Source organism: Paenibacillus sp. FSL L8-0663, assembly GCF_038008125.1.
In the GTDB taxonomy this organism is placed as follows: Bacteria; Bacillota; Bacilli; order Paenibacillales; family Paenibacillaceae; genus Paenibacillus; species Paenibacillus polymyxa_D.
The window spans coordinates 4,413,351-4,430,116 of record NZ_JBBOYM010000001.1; the positions used below are offsets into that span (position 1 = coordinate 4,413,351).

A 16,766-nucleotide genomic window follows, 5' to 3' on the forward strand; every position below is an offset into this window, starting at 1 on the left:
AGGTCCGATTTGTATCGGTTCCCATGAGTTTGGCGTTTTTTTTATATACTTCAGCATTTTGCATCATTCGATTCCCAACGCTCGTAAGTACAATATATAGACGAACTAAAGCGTTTCGATCTATATATTGCTGATTTAAAAACGCTCTTGGGATTTATGCAAAATGCCCACTTATATCACATCCTCAGGCAACGGAATCATGCGCTGATGACGCAGCAGGTCCGTGCGGTCACCGTGTTCACGAATGACATGTACCTCCCCACGAAAATCGAGCAGCTCCGCCGGGGTAGCATGTCCCAGAAATTGTAGTGGACTATAGCTTAATCCATAGGCTCCTGCATTCGGAAAAGCAATATAATCGCCCTCGTGAATCGGAGGAAGCTGCGCTTTTTTCACAATACAATCCTCGGGTGTACAAAGTGGACCGACAATGCTTACCGTCTCCAGCTCCATGGATGCTTCTTCCAAAGGCCCTCCTGTTCGGCTTGCAATCTCTTCTAATGATTGTTCGACAGCAACAGCCGTTTGAGCAGAAACGTCTCTCTGCCCCATCCGTAGGGTTGCTTCCAACTCTCGTTCTTTGGGTTCTTTCGATTCTCCCACTTGCCTGCGCATAATTCGTACCGGGTAGTTGTCCCTAATGCGGCGTCCTCGAAAAGTAGCTGCGGCGTAGTGATTCATGCCACCATCAGCCACGACAAACTTCTCTCCCTTGGATTCCTTTGTATACAATGCTCGGCAGACATACATGCCCGATTGAGCAACCAGATACCTGCCGCTTTCGATGATTAGCTTAACCCCGGGCATGCGGGTTCGGGTCTGCTCCGCGAGTGCGTTCAGTCCGTCAATGACGTGATCCATATCGAGCGGCTCCTCATGAGCAAAATAAGGTACGCCAAACCCGCCGCCCAAATTGACCGTATGCATTGCCACACCATACTGAGCCTGTACCCGTTCTGCCAACTGCAGCGTATTCGCAAATGAAGCTAAAATCTGATCCGATTTCAACATTTGCGTACCTGTATATACCTGAATACCTTGAAAATGGACGTGTGGGCAATCTTCCAGCACCTTAAAAAAGTGATCCAGCTGTCCTTCATCTACTCCAAAGGGGCGCGGAACGCCGCCCATCTTAATCGTTGCTCCAGACAGATCGTTATCAGGATTGATGCGAACCGCTGCCCTGACAAGCTGGCCCGCTTGGGCCGCAATGTCCTCCAGCAGACGCAGCTCCCTCACCGATTCGACATGAATACAGCCGATTCCATAGGCTATCGCCTCGTTCAGCTCGGCTACTGTTTTTCCCGGTCCGGCGTACAGCACGTCTTCCGCAGCATACCCGGCCTCCATAGCGACGAACATTTCTCCGGCCGAAGCAATCTCAACACCACAACCTAACGAGCGCAGCAACCCAGCCAAGGCTACGTTACCATTAGCCTTGAGCGCGTAATGTACACGCACAGCCGGGTGCAATCGGGACAGCAACGAGCTGACATGAGCATGCAGCGCGTCCCCGTCATAATAGTAAAATGGCGTCGGATGCTCGCCGAATCGTTCCAGTAAGGCTTCGTCCTTTTTATCCATCTACTGAATTCCCCTCCTCTCTTTGCCTTGATACTCCGTATTTTGCATCATTCGCTTCCCACCGCTCGAAAACACAATCATGCTCATACTGCATAGATCGTCTCGCCCGAGCGTGCTGCTTCATGAATGGCTGCCAGCAGTCTGACGCGTTCCGCAGCCTCGCGAAATGGTATGGGCTCCGCTTCTCCCCGGATGATACCGCAAAAGGTATTCAACTGATTGACATAATAGTTCATAGGCTCGAAAACCGTTTTGGTATACGAAGATGTCTGTGATAACACAGGCAGTGCGTCCGCATCCGCTATATTTGACGCGATATTCTTTTTGATCTCCGTCTTGAGTGTCATTTTATAAAAGCCTAAATTTGCTCGAAAGCAGTCCTTTAAAGTGACTACTGCCGAATCAAAGGTCAGTACATGAGCACAGCGATAAGGGCGCTCGAATGAAAAGAGGGCAGATGCCTCCAATCCACTCGGATAACGGGCTTGCGCACGAAATGTCCAGTCACAGCCATGAGGACCATTGAAATCCGATTGACTGTGGAATTCCGCCTGATCTAATCCAACGACGGCCTGGAGCAATTGGAGCCAGTACACGCCTAAATCCCAAAAACATCCCCCACCCTGCTCCGGACGGGATCTGTAATTGTCCGCATGCCCTTCTTTTGCCGGAATACATAAACTCGTCTCTATGGAGCATAAACGACCATAACGCCCCGATTCTACGATCCTCCGCAGCTCACGCTGCCACGGATGGTGCTGCACCATGACACCCTCCAGCAGGTGAACGTTACTCTGCTCGACTATAGCTGCCAAGGGTGCCAGATCAGCCGTATTCAGGCATAACGGCTTTTCCACCAGCACATGCTTATGGGCCCGTAGTGCTTTGCCAATCCACTCGGCATGCAAGTCGTTGCTGAGTGCAATATATACAGCGTCGATCTCCGGGTCCTTTAGCATATCCTCAGCATGCCGATAAACGACACTGACGCCAAAACGATCTGCCATTTCTCCTGCCTTGGCAACCGTGCGGTTCGCAAGCGCGGTCACGCGTGCCCCTGCAACATGTCGGATCGGTTCCAGCAACGCACGGGGAGCAATGGCAGAACAGCCAATGATCCCAAAGCGAATATCTCGCATCGCAGGCTCTTGCGCAGCCGCCGCAGCGTTCATGACCCCTGCTCCATTCCCGGTGAGCCTGCTAACATTTGGATGCTATTCACATAGGACTCTATATAACGCGGCGTTCGACTGCGCAGCTCTACGATCCTGCGATGCATATCCTCCAGTATCTGAGCACTGCCGTCATAGGTTTGTATCCACGTATCGTACCGCATACCAAGTCCCAGCCGTTCCCATAGATCTGCATTATGCTTTTCATGCACACCAAATGGCTCCAGCATGATGAGTGGAGTGGCTGTAGCGAACGAATCGGTTAGGCTGCCACCTCCTGGCTTGCTGACAATGGCCTGGACATGACAGGCTTGGTCCAGCATGCTATGGTAATCCGGTCCGACCTGATACACGGTCTTCTCGCCCTTTTTCACCTCTCCGAAAGGTGGAAATGTATGCTCCCCGGCTTCATTTCGCTGCCATGTCCTCCACTGCGGATCCATCTGAAAATAGCGTATACTGTCCCGCTGTTCATCCGGTTGATCCTGATCATACAGCAGCAGATCCAGCTCCCAGCCCGCTTCTTCTAACCGTCCAACCTTGTCACGGTAGGTGCCCATCCCCCAACCGCCGCCATGTACGAATAAGCGGGATTGCCGTTCTTCAAACGGAACATACTCCACAGCCGGAATATCAATATAGTAGCTGACTCTATTGTTATCATTTTCAAAAAAGGTCGTTTCTCCACAGCCATCTGCAAAATGCGGATTATGCTTGGCTAGATTCTTCCAAGATGGGGAAGGCGTCGAATCCATGTACACGATGTCCACATGCACCGACTCAGGTTCTCTGCGCTTGCGATACTCCTCCAACACATACATCCAATGACCGGATAAGCATATAAAATACCGCCGATCCTCCTCCATCCATTGGTTCAACAGCACTTCCATCGCAGCGAGATCCAGTGAATTACGCATATCCTGCGGAACCTTCTGCGACATTAAGGCCACCGCAAAATTGTCATGGTAAGCTTTGCGGCTTTTGTCGACCTTAAGACGAGCCGATTCCGGCAGTACATTTTCAAATACATGAATCGCCGTATCCATGCCCAGCCTGCGAAGACCCGCTTGCAACAACAAGCCAGGGGTATAAAAGCCCAATCCGAAACCGGAACATAAAATCGTTACCTTCATAAGCTTATCGGTACTCCTACGCATGCTCATACGCCTCCCGTTTAATTCAGCACTGTAAAATGATGCTCTGCCAAAAAACGCTCCAGCTTTGTAGTCAATCGCATTTTTTCCTCATCGCTCGCGGCAACCAGTTCCAAATAAAGGCGCCCCTTGCCTCGTGCCCGTTCGCTTCCAGCGGTTTCTTTTTCACCATTCAAGTCCGGCTTAGCCGTGCCATTCCCTTCCGATCCGCCACCGCTGGCCCCAATTCCGCTCACACGAACCTGCTTGGCAGGCGATCTGCCTCCGCGCCCGGTTGCATTTCTGCTTGGCGTGCTTGTATGGCCCACAATCTTGTTCTCGCCATCTCGTCCACCTGTGTTCACATATAACGTATTGGCACCCAGAGGCATGACACCTTCTTCACGTTCACCTGTGAACAGCAATCCTTCACCTTTCAGCCCCTCCAGCAGTTCTTCATAGGATAGACTGCCATCATGGGACAGTGAATAATTCGTCAGCGTGCCACGCATATTTTTTCCGGCCAGAAAAGTATCAAGCTGATGCTTGATCAAGCTCATCGACTTTCTGGCATTAATTTCGATAATAGGCTCCAGCTTCCCACCACGAAGTGTCATGGAATCAATGCAAACATCGCCGTAATAACCATCCTGATACAATTGCCGCCCCACGTCCTGCATTAAGCTAAAATAGCCCTCGCGCTCCAGCCGCTCCAAAAAAGCCCCGTCCGGCGACAAGGATTCCCGATAGGAGAATTGTGTGTTAGCCAGCCATTGTACAGATATGATATCGACACTTCCATTATCACCAATCGTAAATTGGCATGAAAAATCCTGCTCTTTCTCCTGGAAAGGCTCCAAAAGGAAAAGCACCTGTTTGCCTTTGCGCTCCTGTCCACGTAAATACGACACGATCCGGTCCAGCATTTGTGTCGAGGTAATGTGCAGGTTTCCTTTGCCCGATACGCCAAAATCATCCTTGATTAAAAAGCTTCCATCCCGCAGCAGCTTACGCCCCGCCTCAGCGACATCTGCAAACGAAGTCACAATATAACCCGGGTTGCGCAGACCAAGGCTGCGTTTCAGATCAGAGGAATACGTTTTGGCATTTACCTTGCGAATCGTTTCCAGCGGTGGCTGATGTAGTGTTATTCCCCAAGCACGTGCAGCCTCCTCCACATGCGGTAAACCCGCAAACGGGCTAAGCACACAGCCTTCCAGTTGAGGAAATCCCTCTCCGGCATCGGCCTTGCGACTACCCAGCAGTTCAAATACGGAAGCGGTCGATACATTGCCTGCACGCTCCATGCCATCGGTCAAATCCCGTTCGTTGACAGCCGGATGAAAGCCCAACTGCGCGATATACTGACGATGTACGGGCGAAATGGCATAACGGGTCAATAACGCATCTCCCGGCTGGCAAAAGCTGAACAGCAGTTCATCCATGGCTGCTACAATCGCTGAAGAAGCCCGGTCAGGCAGGGCTGGCAGGGAAGCTAACTGGGCATCCCGCCAGTAAGCCTCCGCTTCGAATGTTCCCATATACAAATGACGCTGATTCGGTATCGCATTCATATGATTCGCTTCCTTTCCTGCTTCATTATTGGCCCACTACACGGTAGCGCTACTGGCTCGCGCTCGTATAATCACGTAGAGCAAACTGCCATATCAGGCGGATGATCGCCAGCAGCCAGAGAGGTGCGAGAAATGCCCATACCACCAACCCGGGTTCCATTTTGCCGAGAATGAACATGGGCGGAAAATTACAAATGACAAACACCGGAAGCACGAACAAACCGATACGCTGAATCAGATTACTGTACACGGCCATCGGCACATAGTTTGTCTCGAAAATGCTGTTGGACAGCTCCGTAACGCCGTTCGTGCGGATAATCCAGAAGGCCAGCAGTTGGGGGAGCAAAAATACGGAGTATGCCGTAAGCACTCCGCATCCGAGCAGCACAGAGAACCCTCCTGCGGTTTCAAAATTAAACGGCAATCCGAGTCGATACCAGCCGATCCCCGTCATAATTCCGCCGCCAATTACATTTGGCACGGTATAGCCCAGTTCAAATTGACGCAGTGTCACCATAAATTGCAGCGATACGGGTTTGGTCATGAGCACATCCAGTGAGCCGGTACGAATTTTGTCAGGCAGGCTTGTAAAATTACTGTAGAACAATCCACTATAAAATCCGCTCATCATCGTAAACACGCCGATATATAACAATATGGCGTCAGGAGACCAGCCGTTAATGTCCGTCCCGGCGCGGTATGGTACCGATGCGTACAGCAGCTTGATGAGTAAATAAGCCGTTTCAACCAGAAATGCAGTTATAAAATTAATGCGGTATTCCATCTGCGACATGACGGAAAACTGGACAAACTTCCAGTACAGTCTGATGTAGCGCCTAACGTTTCGGAAAACATTTTTCATGTTACCCCCCCACCGAGACAAAGCGTTTGACCCCGGCTTGCCACACCCAGCGTGATAGGGCCGCCAGCGCTACAATCCAGAGCCATTGTACGCCAATGCCTTTAGCGGCTTCCAGTACAGTCAGCTTGCCCGTCAACGCATTCACCGGAAAAAATACGGTGTAGCTGAACGGTAGCAGACTGAACAGACGGGCCAAAACATCTCCAAAAATCGTCAGCGGAAACACGGTACCGCTAGCTACGTAAATGACAAGCGACAGCGTATAAAATAGTCCCGCCGATTCCGTCACCCAAAAGGCTATGCCGCTCAACGCATAATAGACCACAAAATTAAGCACAAGCGCTCCCGGCAACGCCAATATGTAAAGCAAGATGTACGATAGCCCGAAGCTGATTTGTCCTTCCAGGCTAAGACATAACAGCAAAATAGCAGCCGCCAGCAGCACGACCGCGGACTGTATGACTTTGCCTCCGATAAACCGGCAAAAACGGTAAGCGAAATAATGCACAGGCTGTACCATGAATTTTGCCAGTCCACCTTCCTTGATATCTGTAGCAATTTCGTATTCAAAGCCCGTAGCAATCAGTTTTCCAGTGACTCCCGCCATGACCACATACACTAGCATTTCTGGCAGAGAATAACCCAGCACTCTTGCTTGTCCCGAAGAACCAAATACAGCTAGCCAGAGAAAAATTTGCGTCATGATGGGCAGCATAAATCCCGCCATTTGGAGCCAATAATTAGCCCGATACTCCATTTCGTTTTGCATGCCGAGCTGGAGTACCTTCACATATTTGTTATTTCGCATCGGCCAGCCTGCCCCCATCGTACAAATTGGCTATCCCCTCTTCCAGCGGGACGTCCTCAATCGTAAAATCAACGACAGGCAGTGCGTCCAAAATCTTTTTGGACCAAGCCAAGGTATCTTCTGCATCCAGCTCGAATACCGCCTCCAGCTCCGAGTTGGAGCGAAGTTTGCCGAGGCTCGCCAACGTTAGGTTGGATACAAGGGTCTCCAGTCGAACCTTGAGCAATTTACGGGCACCGATGACCTCGTTCACCTTGTGTAAGTCTCCGTCATAGACCAATCTGCCCCCGCTGATAATGATGGATCTACTGCACAAATCCTCAATATCCTTCATATAGTGGCTTGTCAGCAGGATGGTCGTCCGGTGCGTGCGGTTATAGGCTTTGAAAAACTCTCGAATCCGCCGCTGAGAAACAAGGTCCAGTCCGATGGTCGGCTCATCCAGCAAAATGACCCGTGGACGATGCAGCAGCGCAGCGATCAGTTCCATTTTCATACGCTCACCGAGAGACAGCCGCCGAACCTGCACATGAAGCTGCTCCTCCACCCCAAGCAAAGTGACCAGTTCATCCAGTGCCTCTTTATAACGGTTTTCATCGATTTCATAGATAAGCTTGTTCAGCTCGAATGACTCGCTTGCAGGCAAATCCCACCAGAGCTGGTTTTTCTGTCCCATTACAATGGAAAATTGACGTTTAAACTCTTTTTGTCGTTTCCACGGGGTAAAGCCGAGTACCGATGCCTCCCCGTCCGTGGGATGGAGAATGCCAGACAGCATTTTGAGCGTCGTTGTTTTGCCTGCCCCGTTTGGACCGAGAAATCCGACAATTTCCCCTTCCTCAATGCTAAAGCTGACATTTTGCACAGCCTCTTTGGTCAGCTGCTCACGCCTGAACAAGTTTTGCAACGATTTGCGCACGCCCGGCTCCTTTTTGTAGTACGTAAATGTTTTCGACAATTGGTTTAATGTAATGGACGGCAATTATTTCCCCTCCTCTTTCCTCTGTGCAGGACACCTGGATGAACGGTCTGATACGACCGAATGCTTGGACTACTCGGCTGCTTGCTCTGCTAAAATCATCAGTTCCTCCAGCATATGCCGCTGTCTTTCAATTAAATGCAAAGCTCGTTCCGTAATCTCAGGCATCCGATGCTTGCGCAGTTGAAGCCCTGTTTTGTAAATATGCAGATTAAGCTTGTGCCAATCCGCGTACAGCTCCTGTGCCAATTCAATTACATGCTGTGTTTGTGGCCCCAGCGTGGCTTGGTGCAGCAGGCAATAATCAGCTGTATAATCCGTCAAATGAAGAGCACTGCCCAATCGCAGATTGTAATAGATTTCATGACAGTACGTCCGAAAATCCTGATCCTCCATGTCTGCCAACAGACGGAAGTCATCAACAAATGCCCGGTACCCCTCATCTCCCCGCTTGACCTGCTTGCCTGTTACAGCTTTCCCCGTTTGACTGACCGACTCATTAGACGTAGGTACGCCTCTCCAGATGGCTTCGTGTCCAGTCAAATACTGTCGTATATGGTGAGCACACGCAGCATGCATCTCACTTGGCGAAAGCGGGGCAGGCTGCTCCACCAGCCATGCATACTCAATAATGCCCTGCATCAGATCGTCGAGCCGGGCTGAGCCCACATAAGTCATGGCATGTCCCGAGGAATCGAGCAGGAAGCTATCATTCACCTGTGCTGTCCGTTCTTGCAAGTCCAACCCGCACAACTCAATCACGTGGCCCCTTGGGTAATTTTTCACATATACATCGTGATAGGTTAAAGCGGTGCTTGACGTATGCAGCATGGTACCGTAGCCCGATGTAAGTACCCGCAACAAGTCGGTTTCATCACTGACACCAGCGACCCACGGTTCCACCCGAATAACAGGTCCACCACTGGCTGCCATTTCTTGAAGCTGCTCCGGATATTTCTCAGGCCCGAAGCGCTTCAAATCTCCACCATACTCTGCGCACATACTCCCACACAGCATGAATAGCTCGGATTCGGCCATGGTCACCCCGTACCTCCGCAATGAGGTACGCAGGGAAGAATATACACAATGCTTCCCTGGAAGAGCGTTTGCCACTTCTTCTGTACCATAGTCCACAACGGAATTTTGACGAGTCTCCATATCGGATCCCTGCATCAACCTTGTCTTTTCGGCGCCCTTATGCATATTTGCTCAGCAGACGCTCAATGCCTTGCAGTGTAGATAGATGCTCCAGCACTAGATCGTCGTCCTCCATCGTAATATCAAGCTCATTTTCCAACTCTACAATTAATTCCACAGCGGATAAGGAATTCAGCCCCAAGGTTCGCAAATCCTGATCCGGAGTCAACTGTTCCAGCTCGCCCGGAGCCAGCTTCAAAATCTTTTCCAGCAAGGGTACTACATGGTATACATCTGTTTTCATTTTTGATTCCCTCCCATTTATGAGCATCCTAATCCAGCAATGATACCTTCCAATTTGTGCGCATACGCATCAGCTTCCTGCCAGCTGTCTGCCAAAATAAGTGTGAAAATCCGGTTCACATAGCCCCGCTTCACAGGGATACCAGACAATGTACCCGCCGTATACACAAACACCCCTTCTGGACGTTCGGGCGTATAGAGCAAGCCCTCCTCAGCGAGCAGCCCGCACAAGCGGCTGTAGGTGAGAGGTGTGGCGGTAACGTTGCGATAATAACGGGATAATGTTTTGTGCTGCTCTCCCAAGACAGATGACAGGAACGAAATATAGGTAGACAACGTAAACCTACCGTTAATCTCAATGACTGGAACCAGCAAACCTTCTTCGTCAACAAAACCGTCAATAGAGGCCATTCCCGTATACCCAATGGAATAGAGATACGTACCCAGCTGATAGGCGCAGCGTCTCACTTCTTCCTCCAGCGCATCGCCAATCTCAGCCGGCACTTGAGATCCGATATACACGGTGCCATCCACATTTTGCCTTTTTAGCGAAAACATCGTCACACCACCGCCCTCGTCAATACAGAGCTGGTAGTTCAGATCCATCTGCTTATTGTGCCAGCGCTCCACCAGCCAGCCGCCGGATGATGGCGACGAGCCGCCAAAGCGCCTCATCACACTCAGCAGCGTGTCCAGCTTGGACAGCTCGTCCAGCATATACATGCCTTGTCCCGAGGCACCGTGCGGCTGCTTGATAATCAGCTTCACAGGTCCATCCGATAAGTCAGCCAGTCTGGCACACTCCCTGCGGATCGCCGATTCGTCTGTACATACAGCGCCTTCGCTGACAGCAAAACCAAGCTTTTGCGCGGTCAGGCGGCTGAATATTTTATCATTCACCTGAGCACTGACCGCGGATGGAGCGCCGATCAACTCCAGCCCGCAAAGCTCCGCAATCGCTTCCTCCTGCGGTGTGACCGCATAGGGGACGAGCCACGCTTTGGCTCCACTGCTGCTGTGGCCTGCATCTGCAACCGTACGCAGTCGTGCCAAAAGCGCCTCATCCGCCAGCACCAGCTCTGAAATCGGCGTTAGCGGATCAGAAGGCTCTGGCACCTCAATACGCGGCAGGCTAAAGCCCAACCGTTGAAGCATGTCCAGAAACGCCTCATCCGGATATTCCCGAAGTACAATGACATCCTGACTTCGACATAGCAGAAGGTTCATTTCCTCCATCCGATTTACGACCTGCTGTTCATCCCGGTCTACCATGCCCCCCTTGCGGGGGGATGGATGCCATACTTGCTCTGCACCGATATTAAACAGCCAAATCAGGACTCCATGGTCCCGTTCATGCGCAAGCGCTTCCACAAGGTTAATTGTTTTAGTCGTCACGACTTATCATCATCCCTCTCTCTTCCATCCAGTAACAAACAACATTCATAGAAAGCTAAATGTATTTCAGAGAGCCTGCCCCGTGCAGATACAATACGCTGCATTTGGAGCACACCGGAGTCAATCCTTCATGATTAATCTTTTGACGGGTTTTCTCATACGCTTCCGAGTTCCATATCTCCTTCAGACTGTGCTCACGCATGCTTCCAATCGTGAACTCACTGAAAAATTTGCAAGGCATGACCTTCCCGTCTGGTAAAATATCTGTTCTGGAGGTGAGCGCCAAACAATGATTGGAACAACGGCTGACCATTTCCTCACCATGTATAAATTTATCAATTTCCTCATAATCCAAACCGGGCTGATAGCGCACGCGAATGTTCCATACTCGCTCATTGATCCGCTGTAGTTCCTGCATCAGAGGATCGATGTTATCCGGGTTGATTTTATATTTGAAAGCATGCCAGCTACTAATATTTTTTTCTTCGAGTTGTCGGAGCCAAGAAAAATTACGTGTAAAATATTCATCCATTTTGAGGGAGGTCTCTTTGGAAATGTACCAGGGGAACGTCAGCAGCACCAGATCCAGCCTTTTGTCCTCCAGCATTTGCAGAAATTCGTACATCCGTCCGATCATGTTATCGTTAATGACCGCATGGACAGTTACCCGTCCCTTGTACAATCCCTGGTCGCGCAGTTCAATCAGCTTATCCATCTGCCGCATTGTTTTTTGAAAGGTGCCTTTACCGCGAATTAGATCGTGTTCTCTTTCAAAACCTTCAATCGCTATTAATAACTCCAGATTTTCGGACAAATCCAAAATCCGGTCCAAATATTTATCAATAAGTAATCCATTTGTACAAAAGGTCATTTCGCGCCGATCTTCCGCCAGCACGTCCAAAATTTCATCAAAACGCCGATGAAACATTGGTTCGCCGCCCCACATGTACAGTCTGGACTTGGCTTCCTTGGTTTCGCTCAAAATTTGCCGGAGCATGTCTGGAGCAAGATCCATGTTTTGTTCTTCTTTATCCATTTGGTGATGGTAGCCTTCCTCGTTCCATTCAAAGCAGTGCGTACATCTCAGGTTGCAGCGGTTAGTCAGCTTAATGCCGATCGTCTGGGGCATGTCCGTTTTGAAAGCAGGGTCCTGTGTGGCGTTACGGTAAGATACAGAAGCGTTTTTCAGGTTACGCTTGATGAGCTTGAACGCTTTCTCATCAATCAGCACATTGCTTTTGGGCTGCATGCTAACACCTCGTTTAATGGATTTTCAGGCACATGTACCTAGCTGTACGTCAGACCGTCTCCATTCCCTCCAGATGCGGCGCTTGTTCCGCATCGCTGATCCCCTGAATGTAGCTGCAAAACGCATCTACCGAGCTCAAATGCTCCAGTTCAAAGGAATCAAAATCAATCTCCACATCAAATGCATCCTCCACTTGCAGCATGAAATGAACCAACTGCAACGAATCCAGTCCCGCATCATGAATAATGTCTGAATGTCCATCCAGCTTTGCGACCAGTTCAGGATCTTCCTTGACTGCGCTGATCATTTCAATCACTTGGCTTTGCATAGCAAACTCCTCCTTGTGAATGAGATTCTGTTCGTTCCACCCAACGATGCCCTCTGCAAAGAAAGCTCCTAGAAAAATTCCTTCACTGGAACTTTATTCAATTATACTCCTCCAATGAAGAGACAAGTCAATAGGTTGTTTTGTAAGTAAAACTCGCAATATGTAAATTAATGTATGATAACTTCTACAATTTTCGCTGGCTATTTTTTCGCAAAATTTAATAAAAATTCTTCTCACATCTCTTGCATGAGCGACAGAATTATTTTACAATACACGTGAAAATGTTTTTCTTAATATTATTCTTATAAACGATATTTATTTTCACGCAAATACTCTACAGCCAAAGGAGCACAGCTCATGTCCCCCATTCTTCATACATTATCCCAAAGACTGGAGCTGCTTCCCGTACAGGAGCGCAAGCTGGCGGAATCCATCCTGCAATCCCCGGAAGATGTGTTACATCTGGGTATTCGGGAGCTGTCAGAGCGTTGTGGTGTAAGTGCGGCGACCGTTACGCGGTTTTGCAAATCACTACATTTTAAAGGCTATCCCGATTTCAAAATGAAGCTGGCCACCGAGTTGTCCCATTCCAACCGTAATGGTGAAGAATCCTATCAGGATATTGTCGCCGGAAATTCACTTTCCCGAATCGTGCAAGCTATTCAGGCGAACCACACCGCATCCATTGCGGACACGACCCGACTGCTGGATTACGACAAGCTGGAGCAGGCTATTGCATGGCTGTCAGCCACGAGCCGCATTGATCTCTATGGGATGGCGACATCGTCGATTGTGGCACAGGATTTTTACCAGAAGCTCATCCGTATTGGCAAGAACAGCACTGCCTTTGCAGATTCCCATATGCAGATTACCTCTGCCTCCTCGCTCGGAGTGGGAGATGTCGCCTTTGCCGTCTCTTATTCAGGAGAAACCCAGGAGACCATTGCGGCTCTACGCTGCGCCAAGGAACAAGGGGCCAAGACACTATCCCTGACCTCCTTCGGAAACAACACGCTGGCAGGCCTTTCGGATATTGCGCTATTTTCCTCCTCATTGGAGGAAGGAATGCGACGTGGGGATATGGCCTCCCGCATCGCCCAGCTTCATATCATAGATATTCTGTTTACAGGTATGGTGAGCGCGGATTTTGACAAATATATTCCGAGATTGGAAGGTTCATATCAACAAGTGAGCAAGCTCAAAAAACAACCGGGAGGTCACTAAGATGAACATACGCATTTTGAACAGCCGTGAAGACCTGAACGCTACTGCCGCCGCTGTGATCGCTAGCTTGCTGCAATCCAAACCACAGGCCATGCTTGGCCTGGCCACCGGTAGTACGCCGATTGGCATTTACCGACATCTTGCAGATATGTACCGCAAGGGACAGGTCAGTTTTGCACGCGCCTATTCCGTGAATCTTGATGAGTATGTTGGTCTTCCCCCAGAACATCCGCAGAGCTATCGAAGCTTTATGAATGAGCACTTGTTCCAACATATCGATATTCCGATACCCCACACACGTGTCCCTGACGGGAATGCACTGGATCTGGCAGCAGAATGTGCAGCGCACGAGCAGGCTATTCTGGATCATGGCCCCGTGGATCTGCAATTGCTTGGCATTGGTCATAATGGACATATCGGCTTTAACGAACCTGGTCACAGCTTGGCTGGAGCTACACATGTTGTAGATTTAAAAGAAAGTACGCGTTCGGCGAATGCTCGATTTTTTGGCGATATAGATGCTGTACCCAGGCAAGCAGTTACGATGGGAGTAGGCACGATTCTTAAGGCGAAGCAAATTATACTGGTGGCTTTTGGTGCGGATAAGGCTGACATTATAAAGCAGGCTTTAACTGGACCCGTCACGACAGCGTGTCCGGCTTCCCTGCTGCAATGCCATCCCAACGTACTTATTTTATTAGATCAGGAGGCAGGAGAATGGTTCAATTGAAGTCAGATGAAATGAGTGGTACCGTACCCCAGCTACTGTATGGGCAAGTTGTCGTTGGGAATGACATCATTGAAAAAGGGGTTGTCGTCATTGAGGGGCAATCCATTGTATACGCTGGTTCAGAAGCGAATTTGCCCGCCGATTGGACAGCGTTAGTCTTCGCAAATCAGGAAGAAAGCGCAGCGAAAACCGCCAAAATTGTGCGTTTGGAAGGAGGCTATCTGCTGCCAGGCTTTATTGATATTCATATTCACGGCGGGGACGGTGAGGACTTTATGGACTCCGATCCGAGGGTGCTGGATACGATCACCTCCTTTCACGGTTCACAAGGTACGACAGCTATGCTGGCTACCACGATGACCGCGCCCAAGGAACAGATTGATCGGGTATTGAGTGAAGTTCACGCATACATGGCACTACCTATGCCCTATGCTCAGTTGGAGGGCGTACATTTGGAAGGACCGTTCATCAGTCCGAAGTGGCCGGGAGCGCAAAACCCGGAACATATCGTGCCACCGAATCTCTCATGGGTAGCAGAATGGGAGCAGCGCTACCCGGGCCTTGTTCGCCAGCTCACGCTTGCGCCCGAACGGGAAGGAGCGCTGGAACTGATTGCATGGCTGCGCAGCCATGGCATTACCGCAGCTCTCGGTCATACGGATGCTACGTATGAAGAGGTTGAACAGGCAGCGACGGCAGGGCTGAACCATGCGGTGCATGCGTTTAATGCTATGACTCCGTTGCATCATCGCAAGCCGGGAGCCGCCGGAGCCGTACTCGCTGATCCGCGCATTGAAGCAGAAATCATCGCGGACGGCATTCATGTGCATCCCGCCGCCATTTCCCTGCTCGCTAGGTTAAAGCAGGATCATAATCTCATTCTCATCACCGATGCCATGTCTGCTACTGGTCTCGAAGACGGGAAATATACACTCGGCGATTTGCCAGTGATTGTGCAGGGCGGTGTAGCACGACTGGAGGATGGCGTCACATTGGCTGGAAGCACACTAACGATGATTGAAGGCTTCCGCTACTTGGTTCAACATGTGGGTGTGAGTATTCCCGCAGCATCACAAATGGCCAGCCTGAATCCGGCTCGATCCTTGCACATTGCTGATCGTACAGGTTCGCTTGAAGCAGGTAAACAAGCAGATATCCTGTTACTGGATGGAGACTTAAAGCTGCAAGGCGTATGGATTAAAGGATTGCGCAAATAATTCAGTTATAGTTATCATTCCCCAAAACTAAAGAGCTATCCACCAGCGTATTCGCTGAGATGGATAGCTCTTTCTTTGGCATTGCACACTTATAGGGTTTGAATTAGCGATGATTCATCGGGGCAGGGGTATGATTTTGTGGACGTGTCGGTGTTGTATTATCCATTGGACGGTTTGTATCAGCCGCCGAGGTCGGGAATACACGTTCAATTACATCCACCATACCATTGCTCAAGCCTCTAATCGGATGACCATTTTGCACACTGTGTGTAAAGTCAGTGGCTTGTTTGACAAAGTCCGGGTTAGCGGATACATGTACCTGTTCAATCGAAGGTGCAAATTGCTTAACTTTATTCGCGATACGGCTCTTGACTGCATCACTTGGTTCATATGCAGTTCTTGCTCCCTCGATTGTGGTGTTTCCGTTATCTGTGCGATTGTTGTTGTCCGTCAAGCCACGCAACATACCGTACGATCCTGTACCCATCGTACCAAATAAACCGTCATCACGACGCGCAGGTGTTCCATTCCCGGTAACTCCATTGTCTGTCATTCCAGGCGTTGTAGTATCCGTAGTACGGTTTCCTCTAGTGCCATTAACGCCATTCACACTCGGTACATTCCCGTTACGTCCAGTACTGTTAGCACTTGGAGTACCGTCAATACTTGGAGCACCGACACCTGTTCCGTTGGCTTGGTCTTTCAAGGAAACGGCTACATAGGCATGTCGTTCACCGACCAGCACTGTCGCAGACTTTACATCCGGCATCTCGGATATACGTTTGGACAAATTGCGATCGACTTGCAGATTACGGACTGGATGTCCGGTTCGGTTGCCATTTTCATTCAATGACATCCCGTCCATACCATTCGATTTAACCCCATAACGATTCACACCATCCATACCATTACGGTTCACACCATCCATATGATGTGTGCTTTGCGCGTTATAGCGTGTACTGTTCGTACGAACGTTATGATCGGCATTTCCGCACCCGGTCAAAGCAGCCATACTGGCGAGTAAAGCAGCAGAAATCGTAAAACTGATGACCTTCTTAGTTCCTGGCATGA

At 49.9% G+C, this 16,766-nt stretch carries 16 protein-coding genes; 3 read left to right on the plus strand and 13 right to left on the minus strand.

What is annotated here, in order from left to right:
* Positions 1-171 precede the first annotated feature (171 nt).
* The 12 genes from MKY75_RS19410 to MKY75_RS19465 form a co-directional block, all read right to left on the minus strand.
* On the minus strand, positions 172-1,584 hold the full coding sequence (locus MKY75_RS19410; protein WP_165148688.1) for an alanine racemase: 1,413 nt from the start codon (positions 1,582-1,584) through the stop codon (positions 172-174).
* Between the two features lie 83 nt (positions 1,585-1,667).
* Positions 1,668-2,756, minus strand: a complete 1,089-nt coding sequence (locus MKY75_RS19415) for a Gfo/Idh/MocA family protein (protein ID WP_029518335.1) — start codon at positions 2,754-2,756, stop codon at positions 1,668-1,670.
* Entirely contained in the window at positions 2,753-3,913 is a 1,161-nt protein-coding gene (locus MKY75_RS19420) for a hypothetical protein (RefSeq protein ID WP_029518334.1), read from the minus strand. Before MKY75_RS19420 ends, MKY75_RS19415 begins: the two co-directional genes overlap by 4 nt.
* 17 nt (positions 3,914-3,930) lie before the next feature.
* Positions 3,931-5,463: a hypothetical protein gene (locus tag MKY75_RS19425; protein ID WP_029518333.1), complete on the minus strand. Its 1,533-nt coding sequence runs from the start codon at positions 5,461-5,463 to the stop codon at positions 3,931-3,933.
* 49 nt (positions 5,464-5,512) lie between these two features.
* Positions 5,513-6,325, minus strand: coding sequence for an ABC transporter permease (locus MKY75_RS19430; RefSeq protein WP_029518332.1), 813 nt, complete (start codon positions 6,323-6,325; stop codon positions 5,513-5,515).
* A gap of 1 nt (position 6,326) precedes the next feature.
* Entirely contained in the window at positions 6,327-7,133 is an 807-nt protein-coding gene (locus MKY75_RS19435; protein ID WP_029518331.1) for an ABC transporter permease, read from the minus strand.
* Complete coding sequence (locus tag MKY75_RS19440; protein WP_165148685.1) at positions 7,123-8,115, minus strand: ABC transporter ATP-binding protein; 993 nt, start codon at positions 8,113-8,115, stop codon at positions 7,123-7,125. The genes MKY75_RS19435 and MKY75_RS19440 overlap by 11 nt, the downstream gene beginning before the upstream one ends.
* 69 nt (positions 8,116-8,184) lie before the next feature.
* Complete coding sequence (locus MKY75_RS19445) at positions 8,185-9,315, minus strand: hypothetical protein (RefSeq protein WP_165148682.1); 1,131 nt, start codon at positions 9,313-9,315, stop codon at positions 8,185-8,187.
* The gene (locus tag MKY75_RS19450; protein ID WP_029518328.1) at positions 9,308-9,553 is read right to left on the minus strand and encodes an acyl carrier protein; all 246 of its coding nucleotides are present in this window, start codon (positions 9,551-9,553) and stop codon (positions 9,308-9,310) included. The genes MKY75_RS19445 and MKY75_RS19450 overlap by 8 nt, the downstream gene beginning before the upstream one ends.
* A 17-nt stretch (positions 9,554-9,570) precedes the next feature.
* Positions 9,571-10,947 (minus strand): peptide ligase PGM1-related protein, encoded by a 1,377-nt coding sequence (locus MKY75_RS19455; protein WP_029518327.1) that lies wholly within the window; start codon positions 10,945-10,947, stop codon positions 9,571-9,573.
* Positions 10,948-11,002: 55 nt separating this feature from the next.
* Positions 11,003-12,196 carry a radical SAM/SPASM domain-containing protein gene (locus tag MKY75_RS19460; RefSeq protein ID WP_069011016.1) on the minus strand — a complete coding sequence of 398 codons (1,194 nt, stop codon included), beginning with the start codon at positions 12,194-12,196 and terminating at the stop codon, positions 11,003-11,005.
* Between the two features lie 49 nt (positions 12,197-12,245).
* Positions 12,246-12,524 (minus strand): acyl carrier protein, encoded by a 279-nt coding sequence (locus tag MKY75_RS19465; RefSeq protein ID WP_013311713.1) that lies wholly within the window; start codon positions 12,522-12,524, stop codon positions 12,246-12,248.
* Between the two features lie 357 nt (positions 12,525-12,881).
* Here MKY75_RS19465 and MKY75_RS19470 point away from each other — a divergent pair, with 357 nt between their 5' ends.
* Genes MKY75_RS19470 through nagA form a run of 3 tightly spaced genes read left to right on the plus strand, consistent with a single transcriptional unit; the run spans position 12,882 to position 15,695 of the window.
* The gene (locus tag MKY75_RS19470) at positions 12,882-13,748 is read left to right on the plus strand and encodes a MurR/RpiR family transcriptional regulator (protein ID WP_340886271.1); all 867 of its coding nucleotides are present in this window, start codon (positions 12,882-12,884) and stop codon (positions 13,746-13,748) included.
* Between the two features lies 1 nt (position 13,749).
* Complete coding sequence (gene nagB, locus MKY75_RS19475) at positions 13,750-14,478, plus strand: glucosamine-6-phosphate deaminase (RefSeq protein WP_340886272.1); 729 nt, start codon at positions 13,750-13,752, stop codon at positions 14,476-14,478.
* On the plus strand, positions 14,475-15,695 hold the full coding sequence (gene nagA, locus MKY75_RS19480) for an N-acetylglucosamine-6-phosphate deacetylase (RefSeq protein WP_340887103.1): 1,221 nt from the start codon (positions 14,475-14,477) through the stop codon (positions 15,693-15,695). Before nagB ends, nagA begins: the two co-directional genes overlap by 4 nt.
* Positions 15,696-15,798: 103 nt before the next feature.
* Here the strand turns inward: nagA and MKY75_RS19485 are convergent, their stop codons facing one another.
* A complete protein-coding gene (locus tag MKY75_RS19485) occupies positions 15,799-16,764 on the minus strand; it encodes a YhcN/YlaJ family sporulation lipoprotein (RefSeq protein WP_340886275.1) in 966 nt (321 codons plus the stop codon).
* Between the last annotated feature and the right edge of the window lie 2 nt (positions 16,765-16,766).